Origin of the sequence: Streptomyces sp. NBC_00386, from assembly GCF_036063235.1 — a bacterium.
In the GTDB taxonomy this organism is placed as follows: domain Bacteria; phylum Actinomycetota; class Actinomycetes; order Streptomycetales; family Streptomycetaceae; genus Streptomyces.
Map to the genome: position 1 here is coordinate 4,289,955 of NZ_CP107950.1, position 18,820 is coordinate 4,308,774.

15 protein-coding genes are annotated in these 18,820 nt (G+C 72.2%); 4 read left to right on the top strand and 11 right to left on the bottom strand.

Annotation, left to right across the window (positions count from 1 at the left end; genetic code table 11):
- Positions 1-714: 714 nt before the first annotated feature.
- Positions 715-1,719 carry a tryptophan--tRNA ligase gene (gene trpS / locus OG780_RS18795; protein WP_328449679.1) on the top strand — a complete coding sequence of 335 codons (1,005 nt, stop codon included), beginning with the start codon at positions 715-717 and terminating at the stop codon, positions 1,717-1,719.
- 99 nt (positions 1,720-1,818) lie between these two features.
- Here the strand turns inward: trpS and proC are convergent, their stop codons facing one another.
- The 3 genes from proC to OG780_RS18810 form a co-directional block, all read right to left on the bottom strand.
- Positions 1,819-2,628, bottom strand: coding sequence for a pyrroline-5-carboxylate reductase (gene proC, locus OG780_RS18800; RefSeq protein ID WP_328449681.1), 810 nt, complete (start codon positions 2,626-2,628; stop codon positions 1,819-1,821).
- 190 nt (positions 2,629-2,818) lie between these two features.
- Positions 2,819-3,652 carry an ABC transporter permease gene (locus tag OG780_RS18805; RefSeq protein WP_328449682.1) on the bottom strand — a complete coding sequence of 278 codons (834 nt, stop codon included), beginning with the start codon at positions 3,650-3,652 and terminating at the stop codon, positions 2,819-2,821.
- A complete protein-coding gene (locus OG780_RS18810; protein ID WP_328458236.1) occupies positions 3,649-4,515 on the bottom strand; it encodes an ABC transporter ATP-binding protein in 867 nt (288 codons plus the stop codon). The genes OG780_RS18805 and OG780_RS18810 overlap by 4 nt, the downstream gene beginning before the upstream one ends.
- A gap of 308 nt (positions 4,516-4,823) precedes the next feature.
- Between OG780_RS18810 and OG780_RS18815 the strand changes: the two genes are divergently transcribed.
- Entirely contained in the window at positions 4,824-6,245 is a 1,422-nt protein-coding gene (locus OG780_RS18815; RefSeq protein ID WP_328449684.1) for a SulP family inorganic anion transporter, read from the top strand.
- Here OG780_RS18815 and OG780_RS18820 read toward each other — a convergent pair.
- From OG780_RS18820 to OG780_RS18830, 3 genes are all read right to left on the bottom strand, one after another.
- Positions 6,209-7,033, bottom strand: coding sequence for a class I SAM-dependent methyltransferase (locus OG780_RS18820; RefSeq protein ID WP_328449686.1), 825 nt, complete (start codon positions 7,031-7,033; stop codon positions 6,209-6,211). The genes OG780_RS18815 and OG780_RS18820 overlap by 37 nt on opposite strands.
- A 243-nt stretch (positions 7,034-7,276) precedes the next feature.
- A complete protein-coding gene (locus OG780_RS18825; protein WP_328449688.1) occupies positions 7,277-7,774 on the bottom strand; it encodes an EamA/RhaT family transporter in 498 nt (165 codons plus the stop codon).
- 67 nt (positions 7,775-7,841) lie between these two features.
- Positions 7,842-8,162, bottom strand: coding sequence for a peptidase (locus OG780_RS18830; RefSeq protein ID WP_328449690.1), 321 nt, complete (start codon positions 8,160-8,162; stop codon positions 7,842-7,844).
- A gap of 134 nt (positions 8,163-8,296) precedes the next feature.
- Here OG780_RS18830 and OG780_RS18835 point away from each other — a divergent pair, with 134 nt between their 5' ends.
- Entirely contained in the window at positions 8,297-10,459 is a 2,163-nt protein-coding gene (locus OG780_RS18835; RefSeq protein ID WP_328449692.1) for a serine/threonine-protein kinase, read from the top strand.
- A gap of 144 nt (positions 10,460-10,603) precedes the next feature.
- Here the strand turns inward: OG780_RS18835 and ilvD are convergent, their stop codons facing one another.
- From ilvD to OG780_RS18855, 4 genes are all read right to left on the bottom strand, one after another.
- Complete coding sequence (ilvD, locus tag OG780_RS18840; protein WP_328449694.1) at positions 10,604-12,457, bottom strand: dihydroxy-acid dehydratase; 1,854 nt, start codon at positions 12,455-12,457, stop codon at positions 10,604-10,606.
- Between the two features lie 193 nt (positions 12,458-12,650).
- The gene (locus OG780_RS18845) at positions 12,651-13,268 is read right to left on the bottom strand and encodes a TetR/AcrR family transcriptional regulator (protein ID WP_328449696.1); all 618 of its coding nucleotides are present in this window, start codon (positions 13,266-13,268) and stop codon (positions 12,651-12,653) included.
- Complete coding sequence (locus OG780_RS18850) at positions 13,265-14,089, bottom strand: sugar phosphate isomerase/epimerase family protein (protein WP_261704640.1); 825 nt, start codon at positions 14,087-14,089, stop codon at positions 13,265-13,267. Before OG780_RS18850 ends, OG780_RS18845 begins: the two co-directional genes overlap by 4 nt.
- A 653-nt stretch (positions 14,090-14,742) precedes the next feature.
- Positions 14,743-15,675 carry a Ppx/GppA phosphatase family protein gene (locus OG780_RS18855; RefSeq protein ID WP_328449698.1) on the bottom strand — a complete coding sequence of 311 codons (933 nt, stop codon included), beginning with the start codon at positions 15,673-15,675 and terminating at the stop codon, positions 14,743-14,745.
- 125 nt (positions 15,676-15,800) lie between these two features.
- On the opposite strand from OG780_RS18855, the gene OG780_RS18860 reads away from it, so the two are divergent.
- Complete coding sequence (locus OG780_RS18860) at positions 15,801-16,640, top strand: hypothetical protein (protein WP_328449699.1); 840 nt, start codon at positions 15,801-15,803, stop codon at positions 16,638-16,640.
- Positions 16,641-16,728: 88 nt separating this feature from the next.
- Here OG780_RS18860 and OG780_RS18865 read toward each other — a convergent pair whose 3' ends face one another.
- Positions 16,729-18,531: a BACON domain-containing protein gene (locus OG780_RS18865; protein WP_443062174.1), complete on the bottom strand. Its 1,803-nt coding sequence runs from the start codon at positions 18,529-18,531 to the stop codon at positions 16,729-16,731.
- Between the last annotated feature and the right edge of the window lie 289 nt (positions 18,532-18,820).

The following is an 18,820-nucleotide window of genomic DNA, read 5'->3' on the forward strand; positions in this document are numbered from 1 at the left end:
GTCCCGGCCGAACGGCCGGAGACGGGGTATCAACAAATCTGGCGTTGATTTTTGGCACGCTGTTGAGTTCTCAAGGAACGGACGCTTCCTTTGTACTCACCCTCTCGGGCTTTCCTCCGGGCGCTTCCCTTCGGTCTTGCGTTTCCGACTCTATCAGACCGTTTCCGTATCCGATTTCCTCGGCGCTTTCCAGGTAATCCGCTCTCGCGTTTCCCTTTCCGGCGAGTCCGACTCTATCAGAACCTTTCGGGCCTGACCCCCAGTCAGCGGGGTTTGTCCTCGCGGCCGTTGGGCCGTTCCGACGAGTGAGACATTAGCGGATTCCTGGCTCCCGAGCTAATCGGGGTGGCGCCCTTTCGAACGCGGAATCCTCATTTCGCAAACACGCATGAAAACGAGCCGACGACGAGTCGTCGATCGTTGAATGGTGGTGCGGAATGGCTGTCCGGGGACCGACCGGAGTCGACGCTCACGTCGGACAACTCGGAGAACACTACGGACGGGCCCGGGTCGTGTCAACTGCGGTCCGGAGGGGCCGGCCGAGGCGTACGCTGACGTCCATGACTACGCGTACGTGCACCCAGCAGTGGTGGGCCGCCTGACGGCGGCCGTACACACGTATGTACCCAACGGCCGCCGCCTCGGCGGCCGTTTTTGTGTCCCTCCTGGGGAGCCGGCCGGCGAACGCGGCGGCCTCGACCAGGAGGTTGAGTGATGACGCGGATCTTCAGTGGGGTCAAGCCGACCGGGCATCTGACGCTGGGGAACTATCTGGGCGCCGTACGCCGCTGGGCCGAGGTCGACCAGCACCGGGCCGAGGCCCTGTTCTGCATCGTCGATCTGCACGCGCTGACCGTGGACCACGATCCGGGGCGGGTCCGCAGGCTCAGCAGGCAGGCGGCGACCTTGTTGCTGGCCTCGGGACTCGATCCAGAGCTGTGCACCGTGTTCGTACAGAGTCATGTGGATGAGCACGCGCGGCTGTCGTACGTACTGGAGTGCGTCGCGACCGACGGCGAGATGCGGCGGATGATCCAGTACAAGGAGAAGGCCGCGCTGGAACGGAAGCGCGGGGGGAGCGTGCGGCTGTCCCTGCTGACGTATCCCGTGCTGATGGCGGCCGACATCCTGGCGTACGGGAGCGACGAGGTGCCGGTCGGGGACGACCAGGCGCAGCATGTCGAACTGACCCGGGATCTGGCCGTGCGGTTCAACCAGCGGTACGGGCACACGTTCGTGGTGCCCCGGGCGACCCGGCCGGAGGTCGCGGCACGGGTCATGAATCTTCAGGAGCCGACCTCGAAGATGGGCAAGAGTGACGATGTCGGACCGGGCGCCGTCTATCTGCTCGATGAGCCGGAAGCCGTACGGAAGAAGATCATGCGCGCGGTGACGGACAGCGGGCAGGACGTCGCCTACGACCCGGAGACGCGGCCCGGGGTCTCGAATCTGCTGGAGATCCTCGCGGCGTGCGAGGGCGGCGACCCCCAAACCCTGAGCGGTGGGTACGACTCGTACGGGGCTCTGAAGAAGGACACCGCCGACGCCGTGGTCGAGCTCCTCAGGCCCGTGCAGGAGAGGCACAAGGAGCTGTGCACGGATTCCGCCTACGTGGAGGGGGTCTTGCGGGACGGTGCGCGGCGGGCCAGGGAGATGGCGCGGCCGACGGTGGACTCGGCGTACGACGCCATCGGGTTGCTCCCGCCCTCGGCCGGGTGACTCGGCCGGGTGGCCGGACGCCCGGCCTCGGACTCAAGGGCTCGGCGACGGCCGAGTCCGAGAACCGAGGCCGAGGGCCGGTCGGAGCGGGGGCGGGCGTCAGCTGTTGCCGGAGGCGAGTTCGCGGCTGCGGTCGCGGGCCGCTTCCAGCGCCGCGATGAGTGCGGCGCGTACGCCGTGGTTCTCGAGTTCGCGGATGGCGTTGATCGTGGTGCCCGCGGGAGACGTGACGTTCTCGCGGAGCTTCACGGGGTGCTCGCCGCTGTCGCGGAGCATCACGGCGGCACCGATCGCGGACTGCACGATCAGGTCGTGCGCCTTGTCGCGGGGCAGGCCGAGCAGGATGCCCGCGTCCGTCATGGCCTCGACCAGGTAGAAGAAGTACGCCGGTCCCGAACCGGAGAGTGCGGTGCAGGCGTCCTGCTGCGACTCGGGGACGAGAAGGGTCTTGCCGACGGCGCCGAAGACCTCCTCGGCGTACGCCACGTGCTCGGCGGTGGCGTGGCTCCCGGCGGAGATGACGGACATGGCCTCGTCGACGAGGGCGGGGGTGTTCGTCATGACACGGACGACGGGGGTGCCGGCGGCCAGGCGCTCCTCGAAGAAGGAGGTCGGGATACCCGCCGCACCACTGATGATCAGGCGGTCGGCGGGGATGTGCGGGGCGAGTTCGTCGAGGAGGGCGCCCATGTCCTGGGGCTTGACCGTGAGGATCAGGGTGTCGGCGGTCTTCGCCGCTTCCGCGTTGCCGACCGGGGTGACGCCGTGGCGTTCCTGGAGTTCCCTGGCCCGTTCCGGGCGGCGGGCGGTGACCAGGAGATCGGTGGGGGCCCAGCCGGCTCGGATCATTCCGCTGAGCAGGGCTTCGCCGATCTTGCCGGTGCCGAGGACTGCGACTTTCTGAGGCATGGTTGCGGGTGCCCTCCGGGGGTTGAGTCGTCCGTGTTCATCCTCCCACCGGGGTCATGGGGGCGGGTGGGATGTCCGGTGGGCGGACGGACCCCGTGCCGCCCGCCCACCGGACATCCCACCCGTACATCCGGTCGCCCGGCCGTCCGCCCTGTCGCGGGCTCGTACGGTCGCGGGCTCGTACGGCGTCCTACGGCGTCCTGCGTCGCAGGGTCGCCGCTCCGAGGCCCAGCACCAGCAGCGCGGTACCGGCGACGATCAGCGCGTCGCGTACGAAGGTCGCGGTCATGTCCGTGTGCTTGAGGACCTCGTTCATGGCGTCGACCGCGTACGACATGGGGAGGACGTCGGAGATGGCCTCCAGGACGGGGTGCATGTTCGAGCGCGGGGTGAACAGGCCGCAGAGGAGGAGCTGCGGGAAGATCACCGCCGGCATGAACTGGACGGCCTGGAACTCGGAGGCGGCGAACGCCGAGACGAAGAGGCCGAGGGCCGTTCCGAGGAGCGCGTCGAGGAGGGCGACCAGCAGGAGGAGCCAGGGGGAGCCCGTGACGTCCAGGCCGAGGAGCCAGACCGCGAGTCCGGTGGCCAGGGCCGACTGGACGATGGCGATCGCGCCGAAGGCGAGGGCGTAGCCGGCGATCAGGTCGCCTTTGCCCAGGGGCATGGCGAGGAGGCGTTCGAGGGTGCCGGAGGTGCGCTCGCGCAGGGTCGCGATCGAGGTCACCAGGAACATCGTGATCAGCGGGAAGATCCCGAGGAGGGACGCGCCGATGGAGTCGAAGGTCTGCGGGCTGCCGTCGAAGACGTAGCGGAGCAGGACCAGCATCACGCAGGGGACGAGGATCATCAGCGCGATGGTGCGCGGGTCGTGCCGCAGCTGGCGCAGGGCGCGGGCCGCGGTGGCTGTCGTACGGGAGAGGTTGAGCGGGCTCGGGCGGGACGCGGGTGCGGGCTGCCCCGGGGCGTCCGGGCCCTCGGGCGCGGTGGGCGGAGTGGGGCTCGTGGCCGCGGTGGAACTCATCGGGCGGTCTCCTCGCGGGAGTCGGGGCCGGTGACCGTGGACTTCGCGGCCTGGGTCGGCGCGGGCAGGTGCGCGGCCGCGACCGCCTCGTCCACGAGGTGCAGGAACGCGGCTTCGACGGTGTCCGAGCCGGTCCGTTCGCGGAGGGCGTCGGGGGTGTCGTCGGCGAGGATCCCGCCTTCGCGCATCAGGAGGAGCCGGTGGCAGCGCTCGGCCTCGTCCATGACGTGGGAGGAGATCAGGAGGGTCGTACCGCGCTGTTCGGCGATGGAGTGGAAGAGGTTCCACAGGTCGCGGCGCAGGACGGGGTCGAGGCCGACGGTCGGTTCGTCGAGGACGAGGAGTTCCGGGGCTCCGAGGAGGGCGACGGCGAGCGAGACGCGGCTGCGCTGGCCGCCCGAGAGGTTCCCGGCGAGGGAGTCGGCGTGCGAGGCGAGGTCGACGTCGGCGATGACCCGGGTGACGTCCGCGTGCCGGCGTTCGGCGGCGGCCCGGCCGGGGTCGAGGATCGCGGCGAAGTAGGCGAGGTTCTGGCGGACGCTCAGGTCGTCGTAGACGGAGGGCGCCTGGGTGACGTAGCCGATGCGGGAGCGCAGTGCGGCGTCGCCGGCGGGGCGGCCGAGGACTTCGAGGGTGCCGTCGACCTTGGCCTGGGTGCCGACCGTCGCGCGCATCAGGGTGGATTTGCCGCAGCCGGAGGGGCCGAGCAGGCCGGTGATCTGGCCGCGCGGGACGGTGAAGTCGAGTCCGTGCAGAACGGTGCGGGTGCCGCGGACGACCGTGAGGCCTTCGGCGCGGACGGCGGGCGGGGAGAGGGACACGGGCGTTCCTGTGGGGTCGGGCGGACGTGAACGAATAATCATCACGTGATGAATATTGCTCTCGCCGGGTGCGCCGGTCAAGGGCCGGGCGGTACCGGCCGAACGGCCGGAGCGCCGGGCGGCGCAGGCGTGCGTCGGCGCGAACGGAACGGAATCGTCCGCGGCATCGCCGAGCCATGCGCTCCCGCGTTCGCGTGACAGCGGCCCGGAGGGGCTGTGCGATCAACGGGCTTACCTGACAATGGATTTCACTGCGCGAAACGGCTTCGTGCCGAGTCGCCTGGTCCGCCGTGCCCTCCCCCGGCACGGCACCCACGCATCTCCCACTGTCGACCGGAGGTGCTGTCGTGATGCGCAAAGCCGATCTGTTCGCGTCCCTCGTCGTCTTTCTGGTGGCGCTGCCCCTGTGTGTCGGGGTCGCCATAGCGTCCGGTGTGCCGGCCGAGCTGGGGCTGGTGACCGGAATCGTCGGTGGGCTGGTCGCCGGGATACTGCCCGGAAGCAGCCTCCAGGTGAGCGGGCCCGCGGCCGGGCTGACCGTGCTGGTGTACGAAGCCGTGCAGGCGTACGGGGTCCAGGCGCTCGGCGTGCTGGTGCTCGGCGCCGGCCTCGTACAGCTCGGGCTCGGGGTCCTCCGGCTCGGGCGGTGGTTCCGGGCCGTGTCCGTGGCCGTCGTGCAGGGGATGCTCGCCGGGATCGGGCTCGTGCTGATCGCCGGCCAGGTGTACGCGATGGGCGACACGGCCGCGCCCTCCGGCGGGCTCGGGAAGATCGCCGGGATCGTTTCGCTGGCCGGCGGCGCCGATCCCGTGGCGCTGGCGATCGGCGCCGCCACCGTGGCCGTACTCCTGCTGTGGCCGCGGTGGCGGCGGGGGGCCCGGCTGGTCCCGGCGCCGCTGCTGGCGGTGGGGCTCGCCTCGGCCGTGACCGGGGTCTTCGATCTCGCCGTGCGACGGGTCGAGGTCCAGGGGCTGTTCGATGCCGTACGGCTGCCGGCCGTCGCCGACCTGGGCCGGCTCACGGAAGTGGGCGTGATCGGGACCGTACTGGCGTTCGCGCTGATCGCGTCGGCGGAGTCGTTGTTCAGTGCGGCGGCGGTGGACCGGCTGCACCAGGGGCCGCGTACCGACTACGACCGGGAGCTCATCGCGCAGGGCGCCGGGAACACCGTGTGCGGCATGCTCGGGGCGCTGCCCATGACCGCCGTGATCGTGCGGAGCGCGGCCAACGTGCAGGCGGGGGCGCAGACCAAGGTGTCGCGGGTGCTGCACGGGGTGTGGCTATTGCTCTTCACGGCCGTGGTGCCCGCGGTGCTCGGTCTGATTCCGGTGGCGGCGCTGGCGGGGCTGCTGGTGCACGCGGGGTGCAAGCTCGTGCCGGTGCGGGAGGTACGGACGCTGTGGCGCGGGCATCGCGGTGAGGTGGCCGTCCTCGTGGTGACCGCGGTGGCGATCGTGGCCGGGAACCTGTTCGAGGGAGTGCTGGTCGGGCTCGCGCTCGCCGTGGCCAAGACCGCCTGGGACATCAGCCATGTGCACGTGGAGACCGAGGACCGGGGCGCCGCGGGCATGGTCGTCCGGGTGATCGGCAACGCCACCTTCCTGAGGCTGCCGAAGCTGCTGGACGCCTTGGAGGCCCTGCCTCACGACCGTGTCGTACGGCTGGAGCTGGGCGGACTGCGGCATGTGGACCACGCGTGCGCGGCGGCCCTCGACACGTGGGCCGCCGGGCGGGATCACGAACGGATCGCCACCAGCAGCTCCACGACGTAGGTCTCCTCCACGAACCCTCCCGGGAAGGCCTGGAGGAGGTGGTTCCGTTCCTCGGCGAAGAACGCCTCGGTGGCCTCCTCGCCGAGGACCAGGAACTGCGAGTGGCTGCCGACGTTGGCGAGGCGGGTGTCCACCGGGACGCGCCGGCTCCAGCGGACCTGGCGGTGGTCGAAGAAGAGGCTGCCGCTGGGGTCGGCGGCCAGGGAGTGCGCGGGCGTGGCGACGCTGGGGCTCTTCCCCGTCTTCCGGTCCTTCTCGTCCAGGCCGAGGAAGCGTTCGGCGCGCCGGGCCGCCGCCTCGATCCACGGGACGTCGAGCGCCTCGGTGTTCCACCACAGGGCCAGCGCCCCGCCGGGACGCAGCACGCGCAACGCCTCCGGCACCGAGCGGCTCGGCTCGGTCCAGTGCCAGGACTGGGCGTAGGTGAGGAAGTCCATGGAGGCGGCGGCAAGGGGCAGGGCGTCGCCGCTGCCCCGCACGATCGGGATGCGGGGGTGGACGCGGCGGAACTCGTCGGCCATGCCGGGGCCGGGTTCCACGGCCAGGACGTCCGCGCCGCGGTCGTGCAGGAGGCCGGTCGAGATGCCGGTGCCCGCTCCCACGTCGGCGGCCTTGGCACCGCTCAGCGACCGGCCCGCGAGGTCTTCGACGGCGTCGAAGAGGGCGGGCGGATACGAGGGACGGTTGGCCGCGTACTGCGCCGCGGCGGCGTTGAAGGAGTGGGCGCGCGCGGAGTGTCGGGGGGCTCCGGGAGGAGTGGAAGGGGAGGGCGACGAGGAAGGCGTCATGGGGTCATGATCGCGGGTGCGTACGGGGCCGGGGTAGAAGGTTTCCCGCCGCGCCCTGGGTGGGCGGGGCCGCGCCGGTGGGCGGGGCCGCATCCGGACGGATCCCATCGGCGTTGCGAAGTGGGCGTGGGTTCCGATCCGTCCGGCCTGCGGGCATGTGATGTACCGGCACGTCCCCTCACGCCGGATCCCGGCTGCGGGCGCGTGGTGGCTTGGGCGCTGCCAGAGGCTGGTCGGGGCCGGTCAGGCGCGGCGACGCTTCTTCGCCGGGTTGCCTGCGCGGCGCGTGGTGCGGCGGGTGTACTGCTCTCTCGCCGCCTCGTACTCCTCGCGGTGGAGCTTCTCGCCCGGGGCCTCGGTGAGCGAGCGGAAGCAGTAGGCGAGGAGGGAGCCGACGAAACCGATGGCGAGCAGACCGCGCAGGGACGCCTGGCGGTCGGGGTCGGGGCGCTTGGAGAAGGCGTCCGAGGTGTGGCGGAACGCGAGCGCGCTGCACACCGTGAACATCACCACGACCATCACGGTCACGGGCGTTCCCACGTCCGCGATGGCCAGGCCCTGGTAGGCGAAACGGAGCACGAAGCAGGCGGCCACGGCGGCGGCGAGCGAGCCGACGGCCACGCCGATCCGACGGCCGGTGTAGCCGCCGTCGTGCTCCACCCAGGTCGTCCCGAAGAAGCGCAGGGGCTCGGGCTGGGGCCCCACGGGGGTGCCGGTTCCGGTGCTGGTCTCGTCGCTCACCCGACGATTATCGCCCCGGTCAGGATTCCGGCGGCCGCCGCGGGGTGCCCTTGGGCGGAGGCGTCGGTCAGGAGCACTTCGGGGCGACGTAGCCGTCGGTGCCCGTCTGCACGTACGCGTCCGACACGAACTGGCCGTTCGAGATGTTGTCCCAGATCTGGCTCGTGCCGTAGGGGCCGCTGACCGACTCTCCGGGGCACTGGCAGTAGATCGGGACGCGCGATCCCGCCGCGAGGGTGCGGACGATGCTGAAGTGGGTGCCGGGGCCGCTTCTGACGTTGACGTTGTGACCCGGTGCGAGCGGGTACGTGCGGAGCGCCTGGGCGGTCAGCGTCTCGGCTTCCGCCGCTTCTGCCGAATCCGTGAAAGCGATGTCTTCCGTGGTCATTTCGATCTCCCCCGTTGATTGATTCACGCCAAATGCAGGACGCGCGCCGAGGCTAGCAAGCCGCCGGGGTTTCGCACGAAGAATCGACTAGGCTCTGCGCGTCGCGCACGCGGTCGAACCCACGGGGGTGAGTGATGCCGCCACAGCGCAGCACTGGTACGGAATCGGAAGCGGAACAGCCGCGTTACACCGGCCAGTACCTGCTGGAGTCCAGACTCGGCTCCGGTGGCATGGGAATCGTGCATCTGGCGCGCTCCGCCTCCGGGTTGCGGCTGGCCGTCAAGGTCGTACACGCCGAGTTCTCCCAAGACCCCGAGTTCCGGGGGCGGTTCCGTCAGGAGATCGCGGCCGCCCGCCGGGTCAGCGGTGCCTTCACCGCACCTGTCGTGGACGCCGATCCCGAGGCCGAACGCCCTTGGATGGCAACGCTGTTCATCCCCGGGCCGACGCTCGCCGAGCACGTGAAGCGGAACGGCGCGATGTCCACCGCGCGGCTGCGTCATCTGATGGCCGGACTCGCCGAGGCGCTGCGGGACATCCACCGGGCCGGGGTCGTCCACCGCGACCTCAAGCCCAGCAACGTCCTGCTGGCGGACGACGGTCCGAAAGTCATCGACTTCGGCATCTCGCGCCCCTCGGACAGTGAACTGCGGACGGAGACCGGCAAGTTGATCGGCACCCCGCCGTTCATGGCGCCGGAGCAGTTCCGCAAGCCACGGCATGTGGGCCCGGCCGCCGATGTGTTCGCGCTCGGCTCGCTGATCGTGCACGCCGCCACCGGGAGCGGCCCCTTCGATTCGGACAGTCCGTATCTGGTCGCGTATCAAGTGGTCCACGACGAGCCCGACCTGACGGGCGTGCCCGACGAACTGGTCGAGCTGGTCGGGCGCTGTCTCGCCAAGGAGCCGGAGGACCGGCCCACCCCGGACGAGCTCATGACGGCACTGCGTTCGGTCTCGGCGTCGTACGACACCCGGGCGTTCATCCCCGAACAGCGCGTCGGCAACGGGGAGTCGGCGCAGCCGGTCTTCCCGGTCCGGCCGGTCGCGCCCGGGCGTCCGGAGAGTTCCGAGGATCCGACCCACATGGCCGGGCGGCAGCGGTCCCGGCGGCGTTGGCGGCTGCCGGCGGTTGCCGTGGCCGTCGCCGCCGCGGCGGCCGCCGGCGTGTTCGCCGTCCCCGGTCTGCGCGGGGACCCGCACGACCCCGCACCGGCGCGGTCGGCCGCGTCCGCCGCCAGGAGCACCTTCCGGCCGTGGGAGCGCGACCTGAGCGCCTCCGGCGCCAGAGCGGAGGGGCAGCCGCAATGCACGTACGCACGGAAGGCGCTGCTCTGTGTCCGGCCCGGTGTCCTGGCCGCCGCGGTCGATCCGGACGACGGCAAGGTGCTGTGGTCCCGGAGCGATCCGGGGGAGGCGAGTGCCTACGCCACCCCGGCTCCGGTCCTGTCCGGGGGACTCCTGCTGGTCGGCAGCGGCAACGGACGGCAGCTGACGGCGCTGGATCCCGTCACGGGCGCGACGCGCTGGAGCCGTGACGTCTCGCGCTACTCGGGCGGCGTCGCCCACGTCGCCGGCGTCGTCCTGCTCAGCGGCTCCGACTCGCGGGTCACCGCCTTGGACGCCGCCACCGGCGAGCAGAAGTGGCGGCACGCGATCCCTGGGCTGACCGTGCCTCAGTTCCACACGTACGGAGACGGGTTGGCCTACGCCGTGGCGCCGTACGCCGGGGCGGGGACGCGGGTGACCGCGGTGGATCCGGAGACCGGCGCCGTGAAGTGGCAGCGTCGCGTCGAGGGGCGGCTGAACCTGGTGGCCGCCCGTGACGGGGCCGCGTGGTTCACCTCGGCCACGGTCGACCAGTACACCGACGACGTCCTGCGCTACGACGTGACGGCCCGCACGCTCCACCGCACCGCGCTGCGCATCCCGCAGGCGCAGGCGCAGGCGGTGCTCCGGGGGGACACGGCCTACCTGCTGGGGAGCGAGGGTTCGCTGGTCGCCGTGGACACCCGTACGTCGAAGGAGCTGTGGCGGGTGGAGACGTCCGTCACCAAGGCGTCGGCGCCGGTCGTGTCCGGCCACCGTCTCTACCTGAGCGCGGTGGACGGGCGTCTCATAGCGGTCGACACCGACAAGGGCGTCCTGCTCGGACAGACCCGGGCCCGCCTCGGTGACCGGCGGGGTTCACTCGTCAGCGTGCTCCCGGCACCCCTCGCCGCCGGCACCCACATCTACGCCACCTCCCCCGACGGCACCCTCTTCGCCGTCGACGGGCGGGACCCCTCGGGGTGGTGACAGGGTGAAGGGGCCGTCCCGGCGGGGACGGCCCCTTCACACGCTGCACGGGCTGCCGATCACGGGCTGCCGGAGCCGGGCTTTGAAGCCTTGCCCGGCTCGAAAGCCGGCCCGGCTTCGGAGCCGGCTCAGCCTTCTTCGAGGTCAGCCCAGCTTCGAGACGTCGCGCACCGCACCCTTGTCCGCGCTCGTCGCCATCGCGGCGTACGCGCGCAGGGCGGCCGAGACCTTGCGCTCGCGGTTCGCGGGGGCGTAGACGCCGTTCAGGGCGTCGCGGCGGGTGGCCAACTCCTCGTCGGACACGAGCAGTTCGATCGAACGGTTCGGGATGTCGATGTGGATGCGGTCGCCGTCGCGGACGAGCGCGATGGTGCCGCCGGACGCCGCCTCCGGGGACGCGTGACCGATCGACAGGCCCGAAGTCCCGCCGGAGAAGCGGCCGTCGGTGATCAGCGCGCAGGTCTTGCCGAGGCCGCGGCCCTTGAGGAACGAGGTCGGGTAGAGCATCTCCTGCATACCGGGGCCGCCCTTGGGGCCCTCGTAGCGGATGACCACGACGTCGCCGTGCGTGATCTCCTTCTTGAGGATCTTGTCGACGGCCTCGTCCTGGGACTCGCAGACGACCGCGGGACCCTCGAAGGTCCAGATGGACTCGTCGACGCCGGCCGTCTTCACGACGCAGCCGTCGACGGCGAGATTGCCCTTGAGGACCGCGAGGCCGCCGTCCTGGGAGTAGGCGTGCTCGGCGGAGCGGATGCAGCCGCCCTCGGCGTCCTCGTCGAGGGCCTCCCAGCGCTCGGACTGGGAGAAGGCCTCGGAGGAGCGGACGCAGCCGGGGGCCGCGTGCCACAGCTCGATCGCCTCGGGAGAGGGGGAGCCGGCCCGCACGTCCCACGTCTTCATCCAGTCGGACAGGGACGGGCTGTGGACGGAGTGGACGTCCTCGTTGAGCAGGCCCGCGCGGTGCAGTTCGCCGAGCAGGGCGGGGATGCCGCCGGCGCGGTGCACGTCCTCCATGTAGTACGTGCGGTCCTTGGCGACGTTCGGGGCGACCTTGGCGAGGCACGGCACCCGGCGCGAGACCTCGTTGATCTCGTCCAGACCGAAGGGGACGCCCGCCTCCTGGGCGGCGGCCAGCAGGTGCAGGATCGTGTTGGTGGAGCCGCCCATGGCGATGTCGAGGGCCATGGCGTTCTCGAAGGCCGCGTGGGTGGCGATGTTGCGCGGCAGGACCGACTCGTCGTCCTGGTCGTAGTAGCGGCGCGTGATGTCGACGACCGTGCGGGCCGCGTCCTCGTACAGGCCCTTGCGGGCGGTGTGGGTGGCGAGGACCGAGCCGTTGCCGGGCAGGCTCAGGCCGATGGCCTCGGTCAGGCAGTTCATCGAGTTGGCGGTGAACATGCCGGAACAGGAGCCGCAGGTCGGACAGGCGTTCTCCTCGATACGGAGGATGTCCTCGTCCGAGATCTTGTCGTTCACGGCGTCGGAGATCGCGTCGACCAGGTCGAGCGTACGGACCGTGCCGTCGACCAGGGTGGCGCGGCCGGACTCCATCGGGCCGCCGGAGACGAACACCGTCGGGATGTTCAGGCGCAGGGCGGCCATGAGCATGCCGGGCGTGATCTTGTCGCAGTTCGAGATGCAGATCAGGGCGTCGGCGCAGTGCGCCTCGACCATGTACTCCACCGAGTCCGCGATCAGGTCGCGGGAGGGCAGGGAGTACAGCATGCCGCCGTGGCCCATCGCGATGCCGTCGTCGACCGCGATCGTGTTGAACTCGCGGGCGATGCCGCCGGCGGCCGTGATGGCCTCGCTGACGATCCGGCCGACGGGCTGGAGGTGGGTGTGCCCCGGCACGAACTCCGTGAAGGAGTTGGCGACCGCGATGATCGGCTTCCGTCCGATGTCCGCGCCGGGTACACCGGAGGCGCGCATAAGGGCGCGTGCGCCCGCCATGTTGCGGCCGTGGGTGACTGTGCGGGACCTCAGCTCGGGCATCGTCGCTCGCTCCTTCGGGGAGGTATGAGGAGGGTTATGACTGAAGTCGAGCGTACGCCGGTGCTCCAGGATCCGGACAGGCCGTCCGCATCTCGGAACATACGTCTCGACCAGCGGCCACCTCCGCATGGCATACCCGCACGTCAGCGGCGTACTGACGGGGTGGAACCACCTCGGCGGCGGTTCCGCTCGCTCATGGGTTCGTCAGGTGTCCCTGCACCACCGGCGCCACCCTGGCCACGATGCGCTCCAGGTCCACCGAGGCCAGCGGCTCCACCTTGATCACATGGCGGAGCATGGCGACCCCGACCAGCTGGGCCGCCGCCAGCTCCACGCGCAGCTCCGCGTCCGGGACGTCGAGCCGGGCCGCGACGCGGCGCAGCAGCTGGGCCGCGACGAGGCGGCGGAAGACGGCGGCCGCGGTGTCGTTGTTCACCGCCGAGCGGACGATCGCCAGCAGGGGGGTGCGGCTCGTGGGGTTCTCCCAGACGCCGAGGAAGAAGCGGGTCAGGCGTTCCCCGACGCCGTCGAGAGGGCCCTCGACGATCGCCTCGGGGGCGCCGAGCGCGGGGGCCATGGCTCCCTCGACGGCCGCCTCGAAGACCTGTTCCTTGGTGCCGAAGTAGTGGTGCACGAGGGCCGAGTCCACACCGGCGGACCTGGCGATGCCGCGGATCGACGTCTTCTCGTACCCGCGCTCGGAGAACTCCTCGCGGGCCGCCTCCAGGATGCGGTCACGGGTGGCGGGGGCCGCCTCGGTCTGTGTACGGGTGGGGCGTCCCCGGCCACGGCGCGGGGCGGCGTCCGTCATCCGCGGGGCACCTTCACGGCCGAGGCGAGGTGGAGCCGGGTGAAGGCGAGGGCCTCGGCGAGGTCGGCCTCGCGTTCGGCGCTGGACATCGCGCGGCGGGTGTTGACCTCGATGACGACATGGCCGTCGAAGCCGGAGAGCGCGAGGCGGTCCAGGAGTTCGGCGCAGGGCTGCGTGCCGCGGCCGGGGACCAGGTGCTCGTCCTTGTTGGATCCGTTGCCGTCGGCGAGGTGGACGTGTCCGAGGCGGTCGCCCATCCGGTCGATCATCTGGAGGGCGTCGGTGCGGGCGGTCGCCGTGTGGCTGAGGTCGATCGTGAAGTGCCGGTAGTCGTCCTTCGTCACGTCCCAGTCGGGGGCGTACGCGAGCATCTCGCGGTCGCGGTAGCGCCACGGGTACATGTTCTCGACGGCGAACCGGACGTCCGTCTCGTCGGCCATGCGCCAGATCCCGGTGACGAAGTCACGGGAGTACTGACGCTGCCAGCGGAACGGGGGGTGGACCACGACGGTGCTCGCGCCGAGCTTCTCGGCGGCCGCCTTCGCGCGCTGGAGCTTGGTCCACGGGTCGGTGGACCAGACCCGCTGGGTGATCAGCAGACAGGGTGCGTGGACGGCGAGGATCGGCATCCGGTGGTAGTCGCTGAGGCGCCGCAGCGCGTCGATGTCCTGGCTGACGGGGTCGGTCCACACCATGACCTCGACGCCGTCGTAGCCGAGGCGCGCGGCGATCTCGAAGGCCGTCGCCGTCGACTCCGGGTACACGGACGCCGTGGACAGCGCGACCTTCGCATCCGGGATCCGCACGACTGGTTCTGCCACGAGGGACAGCGTACGGGGTGCCTCCGGCGGTTGGGCGGGGGTGGCGAGCTCGGCCGAGGGGCTCCTGTTCGGCCCCGGTGGGGCTTTCCAGGGCCTGCCGCCCGGGGGCGTACGGGGCTGCCGGCCTGGGACGCTGCGGGCTCCGGCCGGGGGTGGGGTCCGGCTCCCGGCGGGCGGGGGCGGGGGCTCGGGGCGGGGCGCGCTTGTGATCGATGCCACGGCCCTGCCGGGCGTTCTGGGGGCGCCCCGTCGCCGTTGGGGTCTGTGTTGGTGGGCGGGCTCCCCTTGCGGGGGGGGGCTGGGCTCGCCGTTCCTCGCGCCCCTTCAGGGCGCCTGCCGCTCAGGGCGTCCAAGGAGGCCCGGCGCGTGGGCGCCCCATCGCCGTGGGGGCCCGGAGCGTCGGCGGACTTCCCTTGCGGGGGGGCTGGGCGCGCCGTTCCCCGCGCCCCTTCAGGGCGCCTGGCCCCAGGGCGTTCCAAGGAGGCCCTGCGCGTGGGCGCCCCATCGCCGTGGGGGCCCGGAGCATCGGCGGGCTTCCCATGCGGGGGCTGGGCGCGCCGTTCCCCGCGCCCCTTCAGGGCGCCTGGCCCCAGGGCGTTCCAAGGCGCCGTGTGTGGGCGCCCCGTCGGTCGGCCTGGCCGGTGCGGCCCCTGTTACTCCGAGGCCATCTGGTCCAGGCGGCGCAGGATGACGCCCTCGCGGAGGGCCCAGGGGCAGATCTCCAGGGTTTCGACGCCGAAGAGGTCCATGGCGGCCTCGGCGACCAAGGCGCCGGCGAGGAGCTGGCCGGAGCGGCCCGGGGAGACGCCCGGCAGCTCGGCCCGTTCGTCGGCCGTCATGGACGCGAGGCGCGGGACCCAGTCCTCCAGCGAGCGGCGCTTGAGCTCGCGCTGGACGTACAGGCCGTCGGTGGAGCGGGCGGCACCGGCGATGCGGGCGAGCTGCTTGAACGTCTTGGAGGTGGCGACCACGTGGTCGGGGGCGCCGAAGCGGCTGAACTCCCCGACCGTCCGGGCGATCTGGGCCCGCACATGCCGGCGCAGCGCCCGAACGGCCGCCGGGTCCGCCGGGTCGGTGGGCAGCCAGCCCGCGGTCAGCCGGCCGGCACCGAGCGGCAGCGACACCGCCGCGTCCGGTTCCTCGTCCATGCCGTACGCGATCTCCAGGGAGCCGCCGCCGATGTCGAGGCCGAGCAGCTTGCCCGCGGACCAGCCGAACCAGCGGCGGGCCGCCAGGAAGGTGAGCCGCGCCTCCTCGGCGCCGGTGAGGACCTGGAGCTCGACATCGGTCTCGGCCTGCACCCGGGCGAGAACCTCGTCGGCGTTGCTGGCCTCGCGCACCGCCGACGTCGCGAAGGGCAGCAGAGCCTCGACACCCTTGTCCTCGGCCGCCTCCAGGGCGTCCTGGACCGTCTCGATCAGCTTGTCGACGCCTTCGGGGCCGATCGCCCCGCTCTCGTCGAGCAGTTGGGCAAGCCGCAGATCCGCCTTGTGCGAGTGGGCGGGCAGCGGCCGGGCGCCGGGGTGCGCGTCCACCACCAGCAGATGCACCGTGTTCGATCCCACGTCGAGGACACCGAGTCTCATGTGCGGAACGCTACTGCCCACACGACGAAACACGAGGGGTGGGGCGTAAGCCCACGTCGAACGGTGATCTCCGGGCGGCCGCCGGGGCGTCCCCGGAGCGGGCGGAAGCGACTTACCCTGGACCCGTGCCAAAGACGAAAAAGGCGAAGTCCGACAAATCGGCCACGGGCTCCGCGCAAGCGAAGGCCACCAAGTCCAGGAAGCCCGTGAAGAAGGGCGACGAGAAGGGGCTCGACTTCGCTCGCGCGTGGGTGGAGTTCCCTGATCCCGCCGATGACGAGCAGGTCTTCCGGTGCGATCTGACCTGGCTGACCTCGCGGTGGAACTGCATCTTCGGAAGCGGCTGCCAGGGCATCCAGGCGGGCCGCGCCGACGACGGCTGCTGCACGCTGGGCGCCCACTTCTCCGACGAGGACGACGAGAAGCGAGTGGCCGGGCACGTGGCCCGGCTCACGCCGGAGATCTGGCAGCACCATGACGTCGGCACGGAGACGGGCTGGGTGTCCAAGGACGAGGACGGTGACCGCCAGACCCGCCCGTACGAGGGCTCCTGCATCTTCCAGAACCGTCCCGGCTTCGCGGGTGGCGCGGGCTGCTCGCTGCACATCCTGGCCGTCAAGGAGGGGCGCGAGCCGCTGGAGACCAAGCCGGACGTCTGCTGGCAGCTCCCGGTGCGTCGCACGTACGAGTGGATCGACCGGCCCGACGACACCCGGGTGCTCCAGGTGTCCATCGGCGAGTACGACCGCCGCGGCTGGGGACCGGGCGGTCACGACCTGCACTGGTGGTGCACGTCGGCGACCTCGGCACACGGCGCCGGCGACCCGGTGTACGTCTCGTACCGTCCGGAGCTGATCGAGCTGATGGGCGAGGCGGGGTACGACCGCCTGGTCCAGCTCTGCGAGGAGCGGCTGGCCTCGCAGCTTCCGCTGCTGGCACCGCATCCCGCGGATCCGGTGGACTGAGCAGCCCGCGGATCCGGTGAGCCGGGCATCCTGCGGATGCCCGGTGGACTGCGTCCGCTTCGGGCCGTACGACCGGCGGGTCCGGGCGCTACGACGTGCCCGTTCCCGGGTCGCCGCCCTCCCCTGGCGGCGCCGAAGAGGTTCCCGGGTCCGGGGAGGACGTCTCGGTGGCGGTGGCCGTCGGCGTCGGGTCCGCCGGAGTCGGGGACGGGTCCTGGCTGGGGGTCGCGGCCGGGGTGGAGCCCGGCCCCGAGGGGGTCGGGGTGCTCGCGGTGGGGTCCGGTTTCCCGCCGGGGCGGGAGGACGAGCCCGCCTTCCCGTACCCGGTGATCGTGACCACCGTGCCCGCCGGGGCGATCGCCACCCGCGCGGTCCAGCGGCCCGCCGGCTCGCGGAGGTGGTCGACGTACACCTTGACCGTCATCGACTCGCCCGGTTCGAGCGTTCCCGAGGACCGGCTGAGGTAGAGCCAGGCCGCGCCGGTGCGCGCGGACCAGCGGACCGGGGAGCTGCCGGACGCGGTCAGCGTGACCAGCGTCGTGTCCCCGCTGGTTCCGGCCGCCACCGCCAGGTGTCCCGGGGTCGTTCCGCGGGCGCTGACGACCTCGACGGAGACGTCCGAGGAGCCGCCCTTGGTGACGCGGGAGCCGGGTCCCGCACTGGCGTTCCCGGCGTTCTCGTAGCCGCCCGCCTGCCCGCCGTCCAGACCCTCGGGATCCTGGGCCTCGCTCGTGCTGGCCGGACGGCCGTCCACGCCCTCACCGGTCAGGGGCGCGCCCCGGTAGGCGGCCCAGAGGGCGAGAACGGGTGCGGCGACGACGGTGGCGACGATCGTCGTCGTGACGGCCCGCGCGCGGAGGCGGTCTCTTCGGGCGGCGTGGTCCTTGGGGTCCATCGGAAAGCCGCGCCGGTCGAAGCGCGGGGCGCTGCTCCGCGCGCGGGGGGCGTGCGCCATCGCGGTGCGCAGGGCCGCGTGCGGGGCCTGGAGCACGGGAAGCGCGGCGGGCGTGACGCTCGTGCCGGGCCAGGCGCCGGGGGCGGCGCGTTCGGCGGTGCGGCGGCAGCGCGGGCAGTCGTCGACGTGCCGGACCAGCTCGCCGCGCAGGGTGGTGCTCAGCACGAGCCGGCTGTCTCCGGTGAGCCGGGCGACGCTCGGACAGGCGCCGGTCTCCACGACGGCCAGGGCCGCCCGGGTGCGTTCGACCTCGCAGGCGGCGGAGGCGAGCAGTTCGCGCGCCACGACCAGGTCCATGCCGAGGACGGCGGCGACCTCGCGGGCGGCGAGCTGGTGGCGCACCGCGAGTTCGAGCGCCTCGCGCTGTTCGGGGGTGGTCCCGGCGGCCTCCGGCCAGGCCAGCAGGGAGAGTTCTCGACGGCGGTGGTCCTGGACCTCCTCGGACACGGGAGCGGCACTCACCGCCTCGGCCGCGCGCCGGTCGGCGGCGGCCTTGTGCGCCGCGTCGAGGACAGCCCCTTCACGGGGTCCGCCCGCAGGTCCTTGAAGGCCGCCCCTGCGAGACGCCTGCCGCCCGGAGGCGTGCGCGGCCTGGCGCTTGCGCCGGGCTTCGGTGAGCTTGCGCAGACAGGACCAGCGGGCGAGCGCGTAGAGCCAGGCCCTGCGGTCGCCGGCCGCCTCCGGTCCGCGCGGGCCGCGCCGCTCGGCGAGCGCCAGGGCGTCCCCCAGGGCGGCGGTGGCCGCGTCGTGGTCGCACAGTACGGACAGGCAGTAGGTGAACAGGCCGTCCAGGTAGGGCTCGTAACGCGCGGGGGGACGCTGGACCAGGGTGTGAGGGGTCGCGCCACGGGGCGCGGCCGCCCGCTTGCGCGCGGCTCCGTGCGCCCGGTGTGCGCCGGTGGTGTGCGTGGAGGTCTCCGGACTGCTGCTCATCACCCGTGCGACCGTAGGTGCCCGGACCCGGCCCCTTCCTCCCCCTTGAGCACATTTAATCCGTACGGGTGAAACGATCCCTCATAAGGGGACAGGAACCCTCGACCCCTGGCCTGGGCCGTCACCGGTGGCGATGGCAGTCCATGGCAGATGGGACGGCCACGGGCCGGCGCGGGCCCGGTCGCGCGGGGGTGGGAACGGAGCACGGGGGTTCGCGCCGCCGCTTTCCCCGAGGAACGGGGCCCCTGTCACGAAGGTCCGGGGGCGGGGGCCGGATCCGGGCCCGGGCGGG

Bases quoted from the DNA above. Each gene is read 5' to 3' on its own strand.
- OG780_RS18805 (WP_328449682.1), bottom strand. From the start codon at position 3,652: ATGAGTTCCACCGCGGCCACGAGCCCCACTCCGCCCACCGCGCCCGAG.
- trpS (WP_328449679.1), top strand. From the start codon at position 715: ATGACGCGGATCTTCAGTGGGGTCAAGCCGACCGGGCATCTGACGCTG.
- OG780_RS18815 (WP_328449684.1), top strand. From the start codon at position 4,824: ATGCGCAAAGCCGATCTGTTCGCGTCCCTCGTCGTCTTTCTGGTGGCG.
- OG780_RS18855 (WP_328449698.1), bottom strand. From the start codon at position 15,675: ATGAGACTCGGTGTCCTCGACGTGGGATCGAACACGGTGCATCTGCTG.
- OG780_RS18835 (WP_328449692.1), top strand. From the start codon at position 8,297: ATGCCGCCACAGCGCAGCACTGGTACGGAATCGGAAGCGGAACAGCCG.
- OG780_RS18810 (WP_328458236.1), bottom strand. From the start codon at position 4,515: ATGATTATTCGTTCACGTCCGCCCGACCCCACAGGAACGCCCGTGTCC.
- proC (WP_328449681.1), bottom strand. From the start codon at position 2,628: ATGCCTCAGAAAGTCGCAGTCCTCGGCACCGGCAAGATCGGCGAAGCC.
- OG780_RS18820 (WP_328449686.1), bottom strand. From the start codon at position 7,033: ATGACGCCTTCCTCGTCGCCCTCCCCTTCCACTCCTCCCGGAGCCCCC.
- OG780_RS18830 (WP_328449690.1), bottom strand. From the start codon at position 8,162: ATGACCACGGAAGACATCGCTTTCACGGATTCGGCAGAAGCGGCGGAA.
- OG780_RS18845 (WP_328449696.1), bottom strand. From the start codon at position 13,268: ATGACGGACGCCGCCCCGCGCCGTGGCCGGGGACGCCCCACCCGTACA.
- ilvD (WP_328449694.1), bottom strand. From the start codon at position 12,457: ATGCCCGAGCTGAGGTCCCGCACAGTCACCCACGGCCGCAACATGGCG.